Origin of the sequence: Staphylococcus simiae (assembly GCF_017357005.1) — a bacterium.
GTDB lineage: Bacteria > Bacillota > Bacilli > Staphylococcales > Staphylococcaceae > Staphylococcus > Staphylococcus simiae_A.
The window spans coordinates 1,413,981-1,434,695 of the sequence record NZ_CP071589.1; the positions used below are offsets into that span (position 1 = coordinate 1,413,981).

Annotated in this window: 20 protein-coding genes; 1 reads left to right on the forward strand and 19 read right to left on the reverse strand. The window is 31.9% G+C overall.

Going from position 1 to position 20,715, the window contains the following annotated elements:
• The first annotated feature begins 238 nt into the window (after positions 1–238).
• Positions 239–1,630 (forward strand): glycine--tRNA ligase, encoded by a 1,392-nt coding sequence (locus tag J3R86_RS06325; RefSeq protein ID WP_207516565.1) that lies wholly within the window; start codon positions 239–241, stop codon positions 1,628–1,630.
• 53 nt (positions 1,631–1,683) lie between these two features.
• On the opposite strand, the gene recO is transcribed toward J3R86_RS06325, so the two are convergent.
• From recO to lepA, 19 genes are all read right to left on the reverse strand, one after another.
• Positions 1,684–2,433: a DNA repair protein RecO gene (recO, locus tag J3R86_RS06330; RefSeq protein ID WP_207518525.1), complete on the reverse strand. Its 750-nt coding sequence runs from the start codon at positions 2,431–2,433 to the stop codon at positions 1,684–1,686.
• 27 nt (positions 2,434–2,460) lie between these two features.
• Complete coding sequence (gene era, locus J3R86_RS06335) at positions 2,461–3,360, reverse strand: GTPase Era (protein ID WP_207516566.1); 900 nt, start codon at positions 3,358–3,360, stop codon at positions 2,461–2,463.
• Entirely contained in the window at positions 3,361–3,765 is a 405-nt protein-coding gene (gene cdd, locus J3R86_RS06340) for a cytidine deaminase (protein WP_207516567.1), read from the reverse strand. It lies immediately after the preceding gene.
• Positions 3,766–3,777: 12 nt separating this feature from the next.
• On the reverse strand, positions 3,778–4,122 hold the full coding sequence (locus J3R86_RS06345; RefSeq protein WP_207516568.1) for a diacylglycerol kinase family protein: 345 nt from the start codon (positions 4,120–4,122) through the stop codon (positions 3,778–3,780).
• Positions 4,122–4,592: an rRNA maturation RNase YbeY gene (ybeY, locus tag J3R86_RS06350; protein ID WP_207516569.1), complete on the reverse strand. Its 471-nt coding sequence runs from the start codon at positions 4,590–4,592 to the stop codon at positions 4,122–4,124. The genes J3R86_RS06345 and ybeY overlap by 1 nt, the downstream gene beginning before the upstream one ends.
• Entirely contained in the window at positions 4,593–5,540 is a 948-nt protein-coding gene (locus J3R86_RS06355) for a PhoH family protein (RefSeq protein ID WP_207516570.1), read from the reverse strand.
• 276 nt (positions 5,541–5,816) lie between these two features.
• On the reverse strand, positions 5,817–6,506 hold the full coding sequence (locus tag J3R86_RS06360; RefSeq protein ID WP_207516571.1) for an iron transporter: 690 nt from the start codon (positions 6,504–6,506) through the stop codon (positions 5,817–5,819).
• 15 nt (positions 6,507–6,521) lie between these two features.
• Positions 6,522–7,511 carry a flotillin-like protein FloA gene (gene floA / locus J3R86_RS06365; RefSeq protein WP_002465132.1) on the reverse strand — a complete coding sequence of 330 codons (990 nt, stop codon included), beginning with the start codon at positions 7,509–7,511 and terminating at the stop codon, positions 6,522–6,524.
• 18 nt (positions 7,512–7,529) lie between these two features.
• Complete coding sequence (locus tag J3R86_RS06370) at positions 7,530–8,213, reverse strand: NfeD family protein (RefSeq protein ID WP_207516572.1); 684 nt, start codon at positions 8,211–8,213, stop codon at positions 7,530–7,532.
• 464 nt (positions 8,214–8,677) lie between these two features.
• A complete protein-coding gene (rpsU, locus tag J3R86_RS06375; protein ID WP_000048060.1) occupies positions 8,678–8,854 on the reverse strand; it encodes a 30S ribosomal protein S21 in 177 nt (58 codons plus the stop codon).
• Positions 8,855–9,127: 273 nt separating this feature from the next.
• Positions 9,128–10,474 carry a tRNA (N(6)-L-threonylcarbamoyladenosine(37)-C(2))-methylthiotransferase MtaB gene (gene mtaB, locus J3R86_RS06380; protein ID WP_207516573.1) on the reverse strand — a complete coding sequence of 449 codons (1,347 nt, stop codon included), beginning with the start codon at positions 10,472–10,474 and terminating at the stop codon, positions 9,128–9,130.
• Positions 10,475–10,479: 5 nt separating this feature from the next.
• Complete coding sequence (locus J3R86_RS06385) at positions 10,480–11,232, reverse strand: 16S rRNA (uracil(1498)-N(3))-methyltransferase (protein ID WP_207516574.1); 753 nt, start codon at positions 11,230–11,232, stop codon at positions 10,480–10,482.
• Between the two features lies 1 nt (position 11,233).
• Entirely contained in the window at positions 11,234–12,172 is a 939-nt protein-coding gene (gene prmA / locus J3R86_RS06390; protein WP_207516575.1) for a 50S ribosomal protein L11 methyltransferase, read from the reverse strand.
• Positions 12,173–12,175: 3 nt separating this feature from the next.
• Positions 12,176–13,315: a molecular chaperone DnaJ gene (gene dnaJ / locus J3R86_RS06395; RefSeq protein ID WP_207516576.1), complete on the reverse strand. Its 1,140-nt coding sequence runs from the start codon at positions 13,313–13,315 to the stop codon at positions 12,176–12,178.
• 136 nt (positions 13,316–13,451) lie between these two features.
• Positions 13,452–15,278, reverse strand: a complete 1,827-nt coding sequence (dnaK, locus tag J3R86_RS06400) for a molecular chaperone DnaK (protein ID WP_207516577.1) — start codon at positions 15,276–15,278, stop codon at positions 13,452–13,454.
• Between the two features lie 55 nt (positions 15,279–15,333).
• On the reverse strand, positions 15,334–15,957 hold the full coding sequence (grpE, locus tag J3R86_RS06405; RefSeq protein WP_207516578.1) for a nucleotide exchange factor GrpE: 624 nt from the start codon (positions 15,955–15,957) through the stop codon (positions 15,334–15,336).
• Between the two features lie 31 nt (positions 15,958–15,988).
• Entirely contained in the window at positions 15,989–16,966 is a 978-nt protein-coding gene (gene hrcA / locus J3R86_RS06410; protein ID WP_207516579.1) for a heat-inducible transcriptional repressor HrcA, read from the reverse strand.
• 99 nt (positions 16,967–17,065) lie between these two features.
• Positions 17,066–18,190 (reverse strand): radical SAM family heme chaperone HemW, encoded by a 1,125-nt coding sequence (gene hemW / locus J3R86_RS06415; protein WP_207516580.1) that lies wholly within the window; start codon positions 18,188–18,190, stop codon positions 17,066–17,068.
• 539 nt (positions 18,191–18,729) lie between these two features.
• Positions 18,730–20,553 carry a translation elongation factor 4 gene (gene lepA, locus J3R86_RS06420; RefSeq protein ID WP_207516581.1) on the reverse strand — a complete coding sequence of 608 codons (1,824 nt, stop codon included), beginning with the start codon at positions 20,551–20,553 and terminating at the stop codon, positions 18,730–18,732.
• Between the last annotated feature and the right edge of the window lie 162 nt (positions 20,554–20,715).

Genomic DNA, 20,715 nt, shown 5'->3' on the forward strand with positions numbered 1-20,715 from the left:
ATTAGAATATATGTACAGCGAGTTAAGGATAGTGTAAGCTTAACAACTATTTTGGCATACTATATATAATAAATTAAAAGCGAGTGTATTCACTAATTTGGGTGGAACCGCGGGTTAAAAATGTAAATTATTTTGTATTTAATACAAATAAAATAATAACTCGTCCCATGGAAATAATGTATTTTCAATAATACTGTTATTTTCCATGGGACGTTTTTATGTATAAGGAGAGAAAATGATGACAAAAGATATGGATACAATTGTTTCACTAGCTAAACATAGAGGTTTTGTATTTCCAGGTAGTGATATCTATGGTGGTTTATCAAACACTTGGGACTATGGTCCATTAGGTGTTGAATTAAAAAATAATATTAAAAGAGCTTGGTGGCAAAAATTTATTACTCAATCACCTTATAATGTTGGTATTGATGCCGCTATATTAATGAATCCAAAAGTTTGGGAAGCGTCTGGACATTTAAATAACTTTAATGATCCAATGATCGATAATAAGGATAGTAAGATTCGTTACAGAGCTGATAAACTTATTGAAGATTATATGCAAGATGTCAAAGGTGATGAAAACTTTATCGCTGATGGTTTAAGCTTTGATGAAATGAAACGTATTATTGATGAAGAAAATATCGTGTGTCCTGTAAGTAAAACTGCTAATTGGACTGACATTCGCCAATTTAACTTAATGTTCAAGACATTCCAGGGTGTTACTGAAGATTCAACAAATGAAATTTTCTTACGTCCAGAAACTGCGCAAGGTATTTTTGTTAACTATAAAAATGTTCAACGTTCAATGCGTAAAAAATTACCATTTGGTATCGGCCAAGTTGGTAAATCATTCCGTAATGAAATTACTCCAGGTAACTTCATCTTTAGAACACGTGAGTTTGAACAAATGGAACTTGAATTTTTCTGTAAACCAGGTGAAGAAATCGAATGGCAAAACTATTGGAAAACATTTGCAAGTGATTGGTTAACAAACTTAAATATGAATACTGAAAATATGAGATTACGTGATCATGATGAAGATGAATTATCACACTACTCAAATGCAACAACTGATATCGAATATAAATTCCCATTTGGTTGGGGTGAGCTATGGGGTATCGCAAGTCGTACGGACTTTGACTTACGTCAACATGCAGAGCATTCAGGTGAAGATTTCAGATATCATGATCCTGAAACAAATGAAAAATACATCCCATATTGTATAGAACCATCATTAGGTGCTGATCGTGTTACTTTAGCATTCCTATGTGATGCGTATGACGAAGAAGGTGTAGAAGGTAGCAAAGATGCTCGTACGGTCTTACACTTCCACCCTGCAATAGCACCATATAAAGCTGCTATATTACCATTAAGCAAAAAATTATCTGGTGAAGCTATTAAAATCTTTGAAGAGTTAAGCTCTAAATTCTCAATCGATTTTGATGAGTCTCAATCAATTGGTAAAAGATATCGTCGACAAGACGAAATCGGTACACCATACTGTATTACTTTTGACTTCGATTCGTTAGAAGACAACCAAGTTACGGTTCGTGATAGAGATTCAATGGAACAAGTACGTATGCCAATTTCAGAATTAGAAACATTCTTAGCCGAAAAAATTAAGTTTTAAGTTATAACATGATTAAAAGCGTAAGATATACCTTCTTGGTACGTCTTACGCTTTTATTGATTTTCTAATCTTTTTAACTGATTAATTAATTTTTGACTTTTAAAAAACATGCCTGCATATTCCCTATAAAGCATGATTAACAAATCTGACATTTCATCTAATAGCTCTTGGGCAATATTTAGAGAATTCATTTTGTCGATGGGTAACTTTTGTAATATATCTAATAAGTATAATGTTTTATTAGATATCATAACTGCATGTGGATCTTGATGAGCTACATTTTTAGATATTGTCCCATCAAATTTGAAACTATAACCAACTAATTGTGATTGATCTTCATTACCAGTCACTATACAATGATCGAATGACGCTGTAAAACCAAATCGATTCATACATTTTAACAATACAATAATAGATAATAATTGTGCTGAAGTGTCTTGTTCAATTTTTGTTAACACAAATTGTAGTAATTGATAATTATAAGGAGAAATATCTCCTTCATCCATAGAACGATCAATAGTTTCAGCAGCTAAAGAGGCATAACTACTTACATATAAATCCATTTGTAGTTTATAGTGTTGATTAATCACATCTACAGAATTAAGTGTTCCCATGCCTCGCCATTGGTTATATATAAACAAACCATCCACAAACATCTGCGTCTGTGCTTGTAAGCCAGTTTTAACTTTTTTAGCTCTTCTGGCCATTAAGGGTACTTTAGCACCATGTTCATTTAATATTGTAATTACTTTATCAGATTCTCCATAATCAATAGCTTTTATTATAATGCCTTTTTGCCGCATTGGCATTGTACTTCACCACTCTCAAGATTAATCTTGATCTTCAATATATCCAATTTGGCGAATGAAGTTAACTTTATTTCTCCAGTCTTTTTGAACCTTAACCCATAACTCTAAATAAACTTTTGAACCAAGTAACATTTCAATATCTCGTCTTGCACGTTTACCTACTTCTTTAAGTTTTTTGCCACCTTTACCAATGACAATACCTTTTTGCGAATCTCGTTCAACATAAATTGTAGCTTCGATATGTACACGATCTTCGCTCTCTTTAACCATACGATCAACATTAACACCAATTGCATGTGGAATTTCTTCACTAGTTAAATGTAAAATCTTTTCTCTTATAATTTCACTTACGACAAATTGTTCTGGGTGGTCAGAAATTTGATCATCTGGATAATATTTAGGACCTTCAGGTAAATATGTTTTTAATACATCTATAAAATGGTCGACATTCAAACCTTCTAGAGCAGATATTGGAACAATTTCTGTAAAATCCAAATACTTTTGATAAGCTTCTATTTTAGGCATAAGCTCATCAGGATGTACTAAATCTATTTTATTTAAAACTAAAAAGACAGGTGTTTTAACATTTTTCAACATTTCCATAATATACTCGTCGCCACGTCCAATATCTTCATTGGCATTAACCATAAACATAATAGCATCTATTTCAGAAAGTGTATTTTTAGCTACTCTCATCATATAGTCCCCTAATTTATGTTTAGGTTTATGAATTCCTGGTGTGTCAATAAAGATGATTTGTGCATCATCACGAGTCATGACACCTTGAATTTTATTTCTTGTAGTCTGAGCTTTATCAGACATGATTGCAATTTTATGACCAATTACTCTATTGACAAATGTTGATTTCCCAACATTAGGTCTACCGATAATTGATACAAATCCTGATTTATGTTCTGTCATCTATTTTAAATCCTTTCCTGAAAATCCAAATGGTAATAATTCTTCTACAGTCATTGTTACAACATCACCTTGATGATTAGTCATATAGATAGGCATATCATCATCACATAATTCTTTCAACACCTGTCTGCACGCGCCACATGGTGAAGACGGCTCATCAGCATCGACGGTCACTGTCATTGATTCAAAGTCACCTGGTCGATAACCTTGCGATATCGCTGCAACTAAACTTGATCTCTCCGCACAAATCGATAATGGATATGAAGCATTCTCGACATTAACGCCGTAAAATGTTCTACCATCTTTAGCTTTTAAGTAAGCACCTACTTTAAAATTACTATATGGCGCATAAGCTTCCTGTTGAGCTTTTCTTACTTCTTGAAAATAATGTGGTTGATAACTCATTCAATTTTCCTCCTAAAATAGAGCAATAAAATATGGTACAAATATAATTAAACCGATGACTAGAGCCAAAATAGAAACCATTAGCACACTGAATGCTGCAATATCTTTAGCAAACTTAGCGAATTCATGATATTCAGTTGTTACTAAATCTACGACATATTCAATTGAAGTATTTAATGCTTCAACAGTTAACACCAATGCAATGGCTATAAGAATAAATATCCACTCATGTGAATCAATTTTAAAAATAAAACCAAATACAATTGCAACAATCATTGCAAATATATGCAATAAAAATTTGTGATCTTTCTGCAATAATACTTTCAATCCATCAAAGGCATATTTAAAGCGTTTCATTATGCATCTCTCGTTAAACCGTAAGCGTTTAATATAGCATCTTGGCGACCAAACATTTGTCGTTCATCTTCTGTAGTCATGTGATCATATCCTAGTAAATGCAGAAATCCATGAAGTGCTAAAAATCCTAATTCACGTTCAAATGAGTGTCCATAATTATCTGCCTGTTCTTGGGCAACATCTGTGCATATAATAATATCGCCAAGAACTCTAGGAATATCAAAATCATTAAAATCAATTTCTGGTTCATCTTCTTCTAAAGCAAATGAAATGACATCAGTCACTTTATCTTTATCGCGATAAGTACGATTGATTGTTTGTATTTCTTCTTTATCTACAAAAGTTACTGATAATTCAGCTTCTTCATCAATATGTTCTTGTTGTTTAGCAAAATTCAATAACTCTTCAATTTGATGGTACCACGCTTCTTTTACTAAGTTAGTATGGTCACTAAAATCAATAGTAAACATTTAGCCCTCTCCTTCATATTGCTGAATTATTTTACTTACTAAAGGATGTCTCACTACATCGCTTTGATCTAGTTTTAAAATACTAATACCTTTAACACCATGTAATTTGTTCACAGCTTCTTTCAAACCACTTTTAACGCCTTTAGGTAAATCTATTTGTGTTTGATCACCAGTCACAACCATCTTAGACCCAAATCCAAGTCGAGTTAAAAACATTTTCATTTGGGCATGTGTTGTATTTTGAGCTTCATCTAATATAACAAACGCATCATCTAATGTACGTCCTCTCATGTAAGCTAAGGGTGCAATTTCAATAATTCCTCGTTCGATAAAACGTTCTGTTTGTTCTCTACCTAAAACTGTGTTTAAACCATCATATAAAGGTCTTAAGTATGGATCTACTTTTTCTTTTAAATCTCCAGGTAGGAACCCCAGTGATTCTCCTGCTTCTACAGCTGGTCTAGTTAATACAATTCGTTTAACATTTCCTTTTCTTAATTGTTGTGCTGCATATACTACAGCTAAGAATGTTTTTCCTGTACCTGCTGGTCCAATGCCGAACACCAAATCATTATTTTTCATGGCATTCATATACATACGTTGACCCATTGTCTTGGCTCTTATAGTTTTTCCATAGGCATCTTTAGTAATTTCTTCTTCATACAAATCTATTAAATGTTGTATCGTATTATTATGAGCCATTTTAATAGCCGCTTCTACATCTTTTAAAGTAATATTATTACCTAATTCTATCACTTTCAATAAATTATTTAATACTGATTCTGCTTTTTCAACATTCTCTATATTAGTACCTTTTACAGCAATTTCTTGACCTCTTGCATGGATGACAACATCGAAACTTTCCTCGATAGCTTTTAAATGTTCATCGTTATTGCCAATTAAAGCTTGAGATTGATTCATATTGTCTATTTGTATAATTCCAGGCATACATGCGCTCCTTTTCTATTAAACTATTAATTTAATTTTTGTCATATCTTTTTAATTATATCATGCAATGTATGTAAATAAACGTCTTTGCCTTTAGTTATTCTTATTTCTTTATATTTAAAAGTCTACTAGAGACTGAAACGTTTCACAAATATTAAAACTCTAACAATTATTGCTACTGACATTGTCCGTCACTAAATTAAATAACGAATTTAAGTCCAAATTAGTCAAAAAAAGAGGGGCTAAATTAGCTTTAGTCCCTCGTTAGTTTCACTATTATAATCGTTTTGGTTTATTAAGAACTTCTGACCATATCATGCCATTAATAATTTCATCACTATCAAATTGAAATGCTGAATGCGTCATATTTTTTTCGACATTTTGAGAATTTAGTAATTGCTTTAACTTTATGCGTTTCGTACGTTCAGATAAATATTTATCTTCAATGATATTGCGTGCTCTTTTTTCCATTAAAGCAATTTGTTTTTCTTTCTCTTTATCAATGTCGCTTCGTATCATCTTAATGTCATCTTTTAGTGATTGTTCTAATTGACGTTTGATTTCTTCAGAATTTTCATCTCTAGTCATAGATTGTCTTGGGTTATTACGAATATCTTTATGACTTGGTTTACTTTGTGTCATAGTAGATTGATATTCCGGACTAGGTTTAGATGACTCTGTAAAAACTTTACGTTCTTTTGTTGACTCATTATCAAATAATGGGGGTAAAGTATCATCAATTTTACGCTTTGATTTCTTTTTATCTTCCTCATCATTTAACTCATCACTAATTTCTTTAAATGTACGCTCAATTTGTTCAAAGAAACCACCTTTTTTAGGTTGTTTATCTTCAGGTGTTTTTTGAGGTGGTTTTTGATTTTGTCTATCTTTATGACTATTTTCACGCATCGTAGTAATGATAGAAATGATTACCGATATGACAAAAATTATAATACCGATATTCATTTAACCACCTCATTTTTATTGTTCAGGTGTTTCATCATCATTTTGATCAGTTCGCTTATTAATAGCGTTTCTCATACCCGTATCTGCTTCAATATTTTTTAAATTGTAATAATCCTTAACTGAAATATTTCCTGATCTCAATGCTTCAGCCATTGCAAGAGGTACTTCTGATTCAGCTTCAACAACTTTAGCGTGCATTTCTTGAACACGTGCTTTCATTTCTTGTTCAGTTGCAACAGCCATTGCTCTTCTCTCTTCAGCTTTAGCTTGAGCAATATTTTTATCAGCCAATGCTTGTTCAGTTTGTAAATCCGCACCAATATTTTTACTTATGTCTACGTCAGCAATATCTATTGATAAAATTTCAAATGCTGTACCAGAGTCTAAACCTTTACTTAACACTGTTTTAGAGATATTGTCTGGATTTTCTAGAACTTGAGTATGATGCTCACTTGAACCTATGGTAGAAACGATACCTTCACCAACACGAGCGATGATAGTTTCTTCACCAGCACCACCTACTAAACGTGCAATATTTGCTCTTACTGTAATACGAGCTTTAGCTTTAACTTCAATACCGTTCATTGCAACACCAGCGATAAATGGTGTTTCAATCACTTTAGGATTAACTGACATTTGTACTGCTTCTAATACATCTCTTCCTGCAAGATCTATTGCAGCTGCGCGTTCGAATGGTAAATCTATATCAGCACGTTGAGCTGCAATATTAGCATCTACTACTCTATCAACATTACCACCAGCTAAATAATGTGATTCTAATTGATTTGTAGTAAGTACCAAGCCAGCTTTATGAGCTTTAATTAACGGTGCAATGACCTTTCTTGGAGATACACGACGTAATCGCATACCTACTAATGTACCAATTCCTACATGAACTCCCGCTGCTAATGCCGAAATCCACAACCCAATAGGTACAAATGAAAATAAAATTAATAATGCGACTATGATGATAACCGCTATAACGATAAAGCTAACACTTAACATATAATCTCTCCTTATTCTTTAGTTGGTTTCTCTTACAACAACTCTACTACCTTCAACTTCTAAAATTTCAACTGTTTTATTACGAAGGATGAAATTCCCATCAGATACAGCATCAATTCTTTCATTTTCACAAAAAATAATGCCAGCTGGTCGAAGGTCAGTAACTGTTTGAGCTTTCTTACCAACGAGGTGCGAACGATTATCTTGAGATATGTAACCTGCCTCAGAACTAGTTGAGTCTTTTAAAATAACTTTATCTAAAAATGGAATTTTTCTATTGAATATTTTCACTAATATCACCCATTCTATAATTGTAAATATCAAAGCTACAATAACGTTACCAAGCATTAAAAGTAAGTTATCTCCTAATGTTATGATACTTATCGTTATTAAAGTCATTCCAATTAATCCAATGACAGCTCCAACAACAAATAGTTCAATAACTACTAATATGACTCCTATAGAAAATAATAAAACTGAATGAAGATTTACGTCTCCTTGAACTAAAAATCCAAAAAATAAAAGCAGCAACGCAATTGAAGATAAAATTCCTGCAGCATTGATATGTTTAGAATATAGTTGGTATACAAATCCTAAAAATACTAAACATGTAAGAAGTAATGATATTACTGGATTAACAATCGCTTCGCTTAATTGTTTAATCCAATCGTTGTCAATAGAAAATGCCAAAAATTTAGTCATTTTTATTACATTGATATAATCCAAAATCTCACCTCGCCCTCAATAATATTATACATGAAACCGTAAACATATAATAGTAAAAAGAAACATATAAAAATAACATTAAATATTTTAATTATTATTATTATTTTTATGCACTTTGATTTATTAGTGAATCTTAACAGTTTCTATTAAAAAGTCATGGATAACAAACATCCTATGCTTAGTAGAATATACTAGTCGTAACCGTCAAATTTATAAAATGATGATTGAAATAGTAACGCTTTAAACTTAAGTATAACTGAATATATATTTCAATATTTTAATCTTCACACAACTTTCAGATACACATACGAATTAACCATTTGAGTTTAATACCATTTTGCCAGCAAAGAAAAAGACACTATAAACTAGTACTCACTAGCTTATAGTGTCTTCAATTATATAATTAATATTCGTGTTGAGGGAGTCAACAGAGGTATTAATTATTTGAATTTACGCTTACGCGCAGCTTCTGATTTCTTTTTACGTTTTACGCTTGGTTTTTCGTAAAACTCACGTTTACGTACTTCTTGGATTGTTCCACTTTTAGAAACTGAACGTTTAAATCTACGTAATGCATCTTCAAGTGATTCATTTTTACGTACTACTGTTTTAGACATCTGTATTTCCCTCCCTCCAAATATCAACGGAACTTTATAGTCAATTGCATAGTAAAACTATGCATTAATAAGTATAATATATATGCAATTTGTGGTCAATTAGTAATTTCTTTTTTATTTGAAACATATTTCACACTAGCGACGTATAATCATAAAAAATAATCGATTCAACTATTATTTAAAACAAAGTCGTTTAATAGTTATTTCTAACTTATATCTATTGGACGGTATATCACATTAAATGATTGTAATTGTCCTTTAGAGCAATCAAATTTACACTAATACTTCTCTCTCTGATTTATTTGATGCATGGTCAACTACTTTAATCACTTGGCCTATGTTAATAGGATAATCAGCTTTAGTAATTTTCACTTTAACAATTTGTCCAATTAGTGATTCATCACCTTCAAATTGAACTTTCATATAATTATCTGCATAACCAACTAATGTTCCTTCTATTTCACCTGCTTCTTCAGGTATAACTTCAAGAACTTCTTGATCAAATTTAGAAGCATATTCTTTACCTAATTGATTACTAAGTGTAATCAATTTATGAACACGTTCATTTTTGATTTCTTCATCTATTTGATCGTCCATTCTTGCTGCTGGTGTTCCAATTCTAGGTGAATATGGAAATACATGTAATTCTGAAAATTTATGCTTAACGATGAAATCATAAGTTTCTTGGAATTCTTCCTCAGTTTCACCAGGGAATCCAACTATTACATCACTTGTTACTGCTAAATCTGGTAATGCATGATGTAATTTTGTTAATCTTTCTGAGAAACGTTCCATAGTATATTTACGTCTCATACGTTTTAATACTGTATCTGAGCCAGATTGTAACGGTATATGCAGATGACGAACTACTTTAGTTGAATGTTCTAACACATCGATGACTTCATCAGTAAGTTGACTTGCTTCAATTGATGAAATTCGAATTCTTTCTAAACCATTGATAGTTTCTAAATCACGTAGTAACTGAGCTAAATTATAATCTTTCAAATCTTGCCCATATCCACCTGTATGGATACCAGTCAGTACGATTTCTTTATAACCAGAATCAACTAATTGTGTAGCTTGTTCTACAACTTTTTCAGGATCTCTAGATCTCATCAATCCACGTGCCCATGGAATAATACAAAATGTACAGAAATTATTACATCCTTCTTGTATTTTTAATGAAGCACGTGTTCTATCTGTGAAATATGGAACATCGAGTTCTTCGTATTTACGATTTTTCATAATGTTACCAACACCGTTGATTGGTTGACGCTCTTTTCTAAATTCATCAATATATCCTAAAAGTTTATGTCTATCCTGTGTCCCCACTACTACGTCTACACCTGGGATTTCCATAATTTCAGCAGATGATGTCTGTGCATAACAACCTGTGACACAAATGACAGCATCAGGATTTTTTCTAATTGCTCTACGGATAATCTGACGACTTTTCTTGTCTCCAGTGTTTGTCACTGTACAAGTATTGATAACAAATACATCAGCATTTGTTTCAAAATCTACTCGTTCATAATTCTCTTCTTTAAATAGTTGCCAAATTGCTTCAGTTTCATAGTGGTTCACTTTACAACCTAATGTGTGGAACGCAACTGTTGACATAATATTCACCCCAATAATTCTTTTTCATAACTTAGTGCACTTAATACATACAGTGGTGCAGTTTCTGCCCGTAAAATTCTAGGTCCTAAACCTATTAATGAACTTGCATCACTTAATAATGCTATCTCTTGTTCTGATAATCCACCTTCAGGACCAAATATCACTAATACTTTATCCTGTGGTTTGAATTGTTGTAAGGCTTGTTTAAAATGGCTTATTTCACCATTTTTGGCCTGTTCTTCATAAGCTACAAGAACATAGTCATAATAATCTATAGTATCATAAATATTTTTTAAATTCGACTGATATTTTATTGAGGGAATAGTCAAACGATAACTTTGTTCTGCTGCCTCTTTAATAATCTTTTGCCAACGTTCTATTTTCTTTTCAATTTTAGTATTATTTAATTTAACAATAGAACGGTCCATACCTACTGCAATAAATGAGTGTGCACCTAATTCTGTTGCTTTTTGTATTAACCACTCATATTTATCTGCCTTTATTAATCCACTACATATAGTGATATCTATAGGTAGTTCTGTATCAATATTTTGTTTTTCAATTAATTTTATCTCGATGCTATCATTTGACATTGACATTATTTCACACATATACACTTGTTGGTTTTCAAATGTCAAAATAATGTTATCACCAATTGCATTTCTCATAACATTGGTAATATGATGAATATCTTCTTTTTTAGTAATAAAAAAACGCTGACTTTCATCAGCGTTGTGGTTTATAAAATAACGTTGCACATTATTCACTCACTTTCTGGCCTACTAGACACACCCAACCATTGTCATGTTGAACTGAAATAATAGTAAAACCTACACGCTTCATATGTGATTTAATATCTTCATACTTCTCTTTTATGATACCAGAAGTAATAAAATAGCCACCATCATTTAGTGTATTATAAGCATCTTCTATCATTTCATCAATAATATGCGCTAAAATATTAGCAATTACAATATCAAACTGTTCAGTTTCATCTTGTAATAAATTACCAGGAACTGCTTCAATATCATTTTCGCAATGATTTTTAGCAAAGTTCTCTTTAGCAACATTCACTGCCATGTCATCAATATCTAATGCTTTAATGCGTTTTACTCCCAATAAATGACAAGCAATACTTAATATACCTGATCCAGTTCCAACATCTATTACTGCATCTGTTGATTTTACATATTGTTCAATTGCCTTTAAACACATACTTGTAGTTGGATGATCACCAGTTCCAAAAGCCATACCTGGATCTAATTCAATACATAATTCTTCATTTGATTCTTTTGAATAACTTTCCCAACTAGGTACAATAGTGAATTTTTCAGAAGCTCTAAAGGGATGAAAATAATTTTTCCATTCATTTTCCCAGTCTGATTCCTCCAATATAGTCTCAGAAAGCTGTAACATATCTTCATTTATTTGTGGTAAATCTAAAATCGCTTGATAAATTGTTTGGCGTAAATGATCATTAAATTTCAATTCATTAAAATATGCTTTTAATCTCACACCACTAGCTGGGTAATCTTCTTGCTTTAAGGCATATATTTCTCCAAATTTATCTTCAGGTTGATTTACTAAGTCGTCAGAGTCTTCAATGACTACACCATTTGACCCGTTATTCTCTAATATATTGGTAACTAAATCTACAACTTCATGGTTTACTATAATTGAAAGCTCTGTCCAATTCATAAATTATTCTCCCTTAAAGAATCTTTTCGCTCTATCTTTAAAATTTGTAGGTTGCTCATTAATGTCTTCCCCACTAATTTGTGCAAACTCTTGCATTAATTCTTTTTGTTTATCTGTTAATTTAGTAGGTGTTAGTACTTTGATATCAACATATAAGTCACCATGTCCATATCCATGAACATTTTTAATTCCTTTTTCTTTCAAACGAAATTGCTTACCAGTTTGTGTGCCAGCAGGTATTGTTAGCATAACTTCATTGTTAAGTGTTGGAATTTTAACTTCATCGCCTAATGATGCTTGTGGGAAGCTAATATTTAATTTGTAATAAATATCATCACCATCACGTTTAAATGTATCTGATGGTTTTACTCTAAATACAACATACAAATCACCACTTGGTCCACCATTGACGCCAGGTGAGCCCTCACCAGCTAATCTAATTTGTTGTTCGTTGTCAACACCTTCAGGTACCGTAACTTCTAACTTAACTGTTTTATTCTCTGTTCCTTTACCATGACAAGTTGGACAAGGTTCTTCAAACTCTTGACCACTTCCTTGACATTTTGGACATACTTGTTCTGTTCTCACTCTACCTAAGATTGTATTTTGTTCAACAGCAACATGTCCTGCACCATTACAATAACTACATGTTTTTTTGCTAGTACCAGGTTTAGCACCTTCGCCATCACATGTATGACAAGTTACATCTTTTCGTATTGAAATTTCTTTTGTAGTTCCGAAGACTGCCTCTTCAAAAGTCAATGTCATGGTATATTGAAGATCATCACCTTTTTGTGGAGCATTAGGGTCTCGTTGTCTACCTCCACCAAAGAATGAACTAAAGATATCTTCGAAACCGCCACCACCAAAGCTGCTAAATCCACCAAAGTCAGAGCCACTAAATCCTTGACCACCAAATCCTTGTGGACCATCATGGCCAAACTGATCATAGTTTGCTCGTTTGTTATCATCACTTAATACTTCATATGCTTCTGAAATCTCTTTAAATTTCTCATCTGCACCTTCTTCTTTATTAATATCAGGATGATATTTTTTTGAAAGTTTACGATAAGCTTTTTTAATTTCATCTTTTGAGGCATCTTTATTAACACCTAAGACTTCATAATAGTCTCTTTTGGCCACAATTATCTCTCCTTTTCCAATTAACTTTTATAGTTTAACGTAATATTTAACACTATCCAAATAAAAAGCCAAAGCCAATGCACTATTGACTTTGACTTTTTAACTAATCTTTAAAGCTTATTGGTATTTTAACCAATTATTTTTTGTCGTCATCTTTAACTTCTTTAAATTCAGCATCTTCTACTGTACTACCACTATCTTGACCAGCTTCTGATCCTTGAGCTTGTTGTTGAGCTGCTTGTTCATAAACTTTAGCAGATAATTCTTGAATTACTTTTTCAAGTTCTTCTTTTTTAGCTTTAATATCATCAATATCTTGGCCTTCTAATGCTGTTTTAAGTGCATCTTTTTTATCTTCTGCACCTTTTTTATCTTCTTCACTAATATTTTCGCCTAAATCAGTTAAAGTTTTTTCAACTTGGAATACTAAGCTATCAGCTTCGTTTCTTAAGTCTACTTCTTCACGGCGTTTTTTGTCAGCCTCAGCATTTTCTTCTGCATCTTTAACCATACGATCGATTTCTTCATCTGAAAGTGCAGAGCTAGATTGGATAGTAATTTTTTGTTCTTTATTAGTTCCTAAGTCTTTTGCAGTAACATTCACAATACCGTTTTTATCAATATCGAATGTAACTTCAATTTGAGGTACACCACGTGGAGCTGGTGGAATATCAGTTAATTGGAATCTACCAAGTGTTTTATTGTCAGCTGCCATTGGACGTTCACCTTGTAACACGTGAATATCTACTGCTGGTTGATTATCAGCTGCAGTTGAGTAAACTTGTGATTTTGAAGTTGGAATAGTTGTATTACGTTCAATTAACGTATTCATACGACCACCCATAATTTCAATACCTAGTGATAAAGGAGTTACGTCTAGTAATACAACATCTTTAACATCACCAGTGATAACTCCACCTTGAATTGCTGCACCCATAGCAACTACTTCATCAGGGTTAACACCTTTATTAGGCTCTTTGCCAATTTCTTTTTTAACTGCTTCTTGTACAGCTGGGATACGAGTAGAACCACCAACTAAGATAACTTCATCAATGTCAGAACTTGATAATCCAGCATCTTTTAATGCTTGACGAGTTGGTTCCATAGTTCTTTTAATTAATGAATCAGCTAATTCTTCAAATTTAGAACGAGTTAAGCTAATTTCTAAGTGTAATGGGCCATTTTCTCCTGCAGAAATAAATGGTAATGAAATTTGAGTTTGTGATACACCAGATAAGTCTTTTTTAGCTTTTTCAGCTGCATCTTTTAAACGTTGTAATGCCATTTTATCTTGTGATAAATCTACACCATTTTCTTTTTTGAATTCAGCTACAAGATAGTCAATAATTACTTGGTCAAAGTCGTCACCACCAAGTTTATTGTCACCTGCTGTTGAAAGTACTTCAAAGACACCGTCACCTAATTCAAGAATAGATACGTCGAAAGTACCTCCACCTAAGTCAAATACTAATACTTTTTCATCTTGTTCAGTTTTGTCTAAACCATAAGCTAATGCTGCTGCAGTTGGTTCATTAATAATACGTTCAACTTCTAAACCTGCTATTTTACCTGCATCTTTAGTTGCTTGACGTTCAGCATCATTGAAATAAGCAGGAACTGTGATAACAGCTTTGTCAACTTTATCTCCTAAATAACTTTCAGCAGTATTTTTTAAGTTTTGTAAAATCATAGCTGAAATTTCTTGTGGAGTATATGATTTACCTTCGATGTCTACTTTATAATCTGTACCCATATGACGTTTAATAGATTGTACTGTATTAGGGTTTGTAATTGCTTGACGTTTAGCAACTTCACCTACTTGAGTTTCTCCATTTTTAAATGCAACTACTGATGGTGTTGTACGTGCACCTTCAGGATTTTGGATAACTTTAGGTTCGTCTCCTTCTAAAACTGTTACACATGAATTTGTTGTACCTAAGTCTATACCGATTACTTTACTCATAATAAAATTCCTCCATTTGTTTTAAAATTAAATTTTCAATGTTTTTTCAACCGAATTATTGGTTTACTTTAACCATTGATGGTCTTAATACTCTATCTTTAAGACGATATCCCTTTTGTAATTCTTGAGTAATTACACCTGACTCGAAATCAGGATTATCATCTTGCATCACTGCTTGATGAACATTAGGATCAAAAGATTCGCCTTCTGAAGCGATTACTTCCAGTCCATTATCTTTTAAGGCACTAATTAAACTTTCATGAACCATTTGGACACCTTTTTGTAAGGATTTAAATGTTTCATCATCACCTTCAATTTGTAACGCTCTTTCGATGTTATCAATTGCTGGCAATATATCAGTTAACACATTTTGTGCCTGATACTTTTTATTAGTTTCAGTTTCTTTTTGAATTCTTCGTTTATAATTTTCAAATTCTGCATAAAGCCTTAAATATTTTTCTTCATTGTCATCAGCTAACTGTTGTAATTCTTCAATTTTTTGATCTTTCGGATCAATTTCTTCACTGATGTCGTCTTGTGATGACTCATTATTATCATTATTTATATTATTAGCTTGTTCAGTTGCATCAACTGATTCATTCTCACTATTTGATGTTGTTTGATTTTCATCAATAGTTTCTTCAGTTGTTTGTTGAACTGATTCATCTTTTTCTGTCATTTTTTGCCCTCCAATACAATTCTTATCATCATTACCAAATTCTATTTAGCAATTGAATGACATTTTGATAATGCATTGCAGTAGGACCGATTACTGCAATTTGACCTTTTAATGATTCATCAAAATGATATTGACTAGTAATAATAGAAATATCACTTAAACTTTCATCAATTTCATTTCCTATTTTTACATTTATATTTGGAGATGAAATATCTCGAAGTAAATCAGTAATTCTATTTGATTCTATATACTGAAGTATAGGTTGTATTGATGAAACATTTGATTCATTTAATGCATCAATCAGTTTAACCTTTCCACCCATATAAATGCTATTACTTTGATTGGATAGTTGTTCTTTCGTCGCTTCAATAAGTTGTTCAATAAATAGTCGCTCTTGTTCTGATTGTACAAAGTTCGCAATTTCTTCATTAACTATATTATTATATTCAGTAAATTTCTCAGTTACAAAATTAGATATAGTTGTTAACTTATCATTAGTAAATGATATATCAGCAACAAGATGGACATGTTCAACATAACCAGATGAAAAAACAATTATCATAATGATTAAGTTACTATTTGCACGAATCAAATGAATATCTTTAATTATATCTTGTCCGTGATTAGGATGAACAACCAACGTCGTATATTGAGATAAACTAGATAATTCATCTGCAAAATATGATAAGGCAGATGATATATCATATTGATTCTCAATTAACAACTGGTTTAACCGTCTTAATTTATTTGTATTTTGATGAGATGTTTCTTCTAAAAGACGATTTACATAATATCTAAAACCTAACTGTGACGGTGACCTTCCAGATGAACTGTGCACCTTTTCTATAAATTTAGCCTCTTCAAGATGTTTCATTTCATTTCTGATAGTTGCTGGACTAACATTTAAATTATGTCTTTCAATTAAAGTTTTAGAGCCAATAGGTTGTCCGTAATCAACATAATCTTCAACAATTGCATTTAATATGCTTAATTGTCTATCTGTAATCATGTTTCCACCTCATTAGCACTCACTTCTTTCAAGTGCTAATTATAATTTAACAAATTGGTCAAAGTAAGTCAATGTTAAAGACTCGGAAATTTAAAATTTTTATTCATTTAATAAAAAAGCTTCAAAAACCTCGTTACCAATAACTTTACCTCGATTTGTCAATTTAATAAATTTACCCTCTTCAACTAATAAACCATTATTTTTTAATCTTTCAATCGTTTGACCAAAGATATTATCCATAGATTGATCAAACTTTTCTGCAAATCTTTGACTATTAACTCCTTGATTCATTCTTAGCCCTAAAAACATTTCTTCTTCCATTTTTTCGTTTAAAGTAGGAATATTAGAAGTCAATATAGCGTTCCCTTCACGTTTTATCGCTTTAATATAATGATTTACGGGATTGATATTTGTATATCGTTCTCCATTAACGTAACCACTAGCACCTGCACCAAAACCATAGTATTCTTCATTTAACCAATACACTTTATTATGTGCTGATTCAAAACCATCTTTAGCAAAATTCGAAATCTCATACTGATGAAATGGAGACGCATTCATGCGCGACATTAAAAATTGATACATTTCTGCCCCTAAATCTTCATTAGGTAATTTTAAATTACCTTTTCTATACATATTATAAAATTGTGTTTTAGGTTCAAGGATTAGTCCATAACTAGAAATATGGTTTATATTCATTTTTAAAGCCATTTCTAGACTATTTGCAAAATCTTCAAGTGATTGCTTTGGAAGATGGTACATTAAGTCTAAACTAATTGATTCAATTCCAGCACTTGTAGCATTATCAACTGCTTGATATATATCTGATGTTTGATGAGTACGTCCTAAAAGTTTTAATAATTCAGGATTAAACGTTTGTACACCCATTGAAATTCTATTAACACCATAGGTTTTTAACAACTGAACTTTTTCTGCAGTTAGTTCATCTGGATTAGCTTCAAACGTATACTCCCCATCAATATTAAATATTTCTTTTATAGCTTTTAGTAATTTTTCCAATTGCTTTATTGAAAGTGCTGTAGGAGTGCCTCCACCAACATACATGGTTTCTAAATTCCGAGTTTTTGCTAGAGACATTTCGTTGATAAGTGCATCAATATAATCATCTACTGGCTGATTTTGTATAAAATATTTATTAAAGTCACAATAGGTACATATTCGTACGCAAAACGGTATATGTATATATGCACTTTTTACTACCATCATTATTCCTCCATGATAAAATTCGCAAAACTCGATGAGCCTGGGACAAAATGTATTTTACACTTAAATTTAAGCATTTGGCAGTAACTGTCTGGTTTTCAAAGCGTTGATAAATCACCATTTTGAAAACCTAGTCAGTCTTGCCAGGGTGGGAGGGACCCGTCATAGAAAAATTTTATAAAGGATTACAGTTGACACTATTAGTGCAACTGCATAGGGACCCAACAAAGAGAATTTCATCAAGAAATTCTACGGACAATGCAAGTTGGGCAAGAACTAGTAAAGATTGTAAATCTAACTAGTTCTAAATGTGCAAGACGGGCATCTACGAAATAAATTTTATATAAAATTTATTTCTGTCCCACTCCCATAATCTATATCTATATTTTGTGAAATCTATTTTTTTATTACTTATGCCTGATATTATTTTTAGTTTTTATTAAAACTTTCATTTTAATTCGTAAAAGAAAAGAGAATCCAGGACTTGTAAAGGTCCTGGACACATTAATGTATACTATAAAATCTTACAAAAACTGGTTTTATTCGTCGTCCATTTTCAGAACTGCTAAAAAGGCATCCTGTGGAATTTCAACATTACCTACAGATTTCATTTTCGCTTTACCAGCTTTTTGTTTTTCTAATAGCTTACGTTTACGACTTATATCGCCTCCGTAACATTTAGCTAAAACATTTTTCCCCATAGATTTTATATTTGTACGTGCAACTATTTTTTGACCAATTGCAGCTTGAACAGGCACTTCAAATTGTTGTCTAGGAATTAATGTTTTTAATTTTTCAACTAATGCTTTACCTCTTTCATAGGCAAAGTCTCTATGAACTATAAAACTCAAGGCGTCTACTTTATCACCATTAAGTAAAATATCCATTTTAACAAGATTACTTTCTTTATTATCGATAAATTCATAATCAAATGATGCATAACCTTTAGTATTAGACTTTAATTGGTCGAAGAAATCAAATACCACTTCTGCTAATGGAAGTTCATATACTATGTTGACACGTATATCATCTAAATAATCCATATTTATAAATTGACCACGTTTACGTTGGCATAATTCCATAACTGCTCCAACATAATCATTTGGTACCATCATTGAAGCGCGAACATAAGGTTCATAGATTTTTTCAATTTTATCTCTCTCAGGCATTTGAGCAGGATTATCAACTGTTACTTCTGAGCCATCTTTTAATATACATTGATATATAACTGATGGTGCAGTGGCTATTAATTCAATACCAAACTCACGTTCAATACGCTCTTGAATAATTTCCATGTGTAACATACCTAAGAAACCAGTTCTATATCCAAAACCTAACGCCTGTGAAGACTCTGGTTCAAATTCTAATGAAGCATCATTTAATTGTAATTTTTCAAGAGCTTCTCTTAAATCATTATAGTTTTTATTGTCTATCGGGAACAAACCACAATAAACCATTGGATTCATTTTTTTATAGCCTTGTAATGGCTCGCTTGCAGGTCTATTGGCATGAGTAATGGTGTCACCAACTCGTGAATCATCAACATTTTTAATACTTGCAATAATATAACCAACATCACCAACAGTTAATTCCTCAACTGGTAATTGTTTCGGTGTATTAATCCCAACTTCAGTTACTTCGAATTCTTTTCCAGTTGCCATCATTCGAATTTTATCGCCTGCTTTTACGATTCCATCAACAATTCTAATTGAAGATATTACACCTCTATAGGGATCATATTCTGAATCAAATATCAAAGCTTTCAATGGTGCTTCAGGGTCACCTTGTGGTGCAGGAACAACTTCAACAATTTTCTCTAAGATGTCTTCAATTCCGATATTAGATTTAGCACTAGCTAAAACAACATCATCTTGATCTAGACCAATCATATCTTCTAATTCCTGTTTTACTCTCTCAGGCTCTGCTGCAGGTAAATCTATTTTGTTTATTACTGGCAATAACTCTAAGTCGTTATCTAAAGCTAAATAAACATTTGCTAATGTTTGGGCTTCGATTCCTTGAGCAGCATCAACCACTAAAATAGCACCTTCACAAGCTGCTAAAGATCTAGAAACTTCATATGTAAAATCGACATGTCCTGGTGTGTCAATTAAATGAAATGTATATGTTTCTCCATCATTAGCTTCATATTTTAAACGGACTGCATTTAATTTTATTGTAATGCCTCGTTCTCGTTCTAAATCCATTGAATCAAGCAATTGATTTTGCATATCTCTTGTTTCCACAGATTTAGTATTCTCTAAAATTCTATCAGCTAATGTTGACTTCCCATGATCTATATGTGCAATAATGGAGAAATTCCTTATATTTTCTCTTCTTTTTAAACGTTCCTGCTTATCCATGTTATCCTTCTCACTTTCATAAAATAAACCCGTATTATCTTTCGTATCTTTGATATAATAACGTTTTTAGTGATTAATTGCAAACAGCATTATCGTAAACTAATTAGCCATTTGTCTTAAATTTTATTTAAATACAAACAAGCTGTATGTTAAAATGTAAAT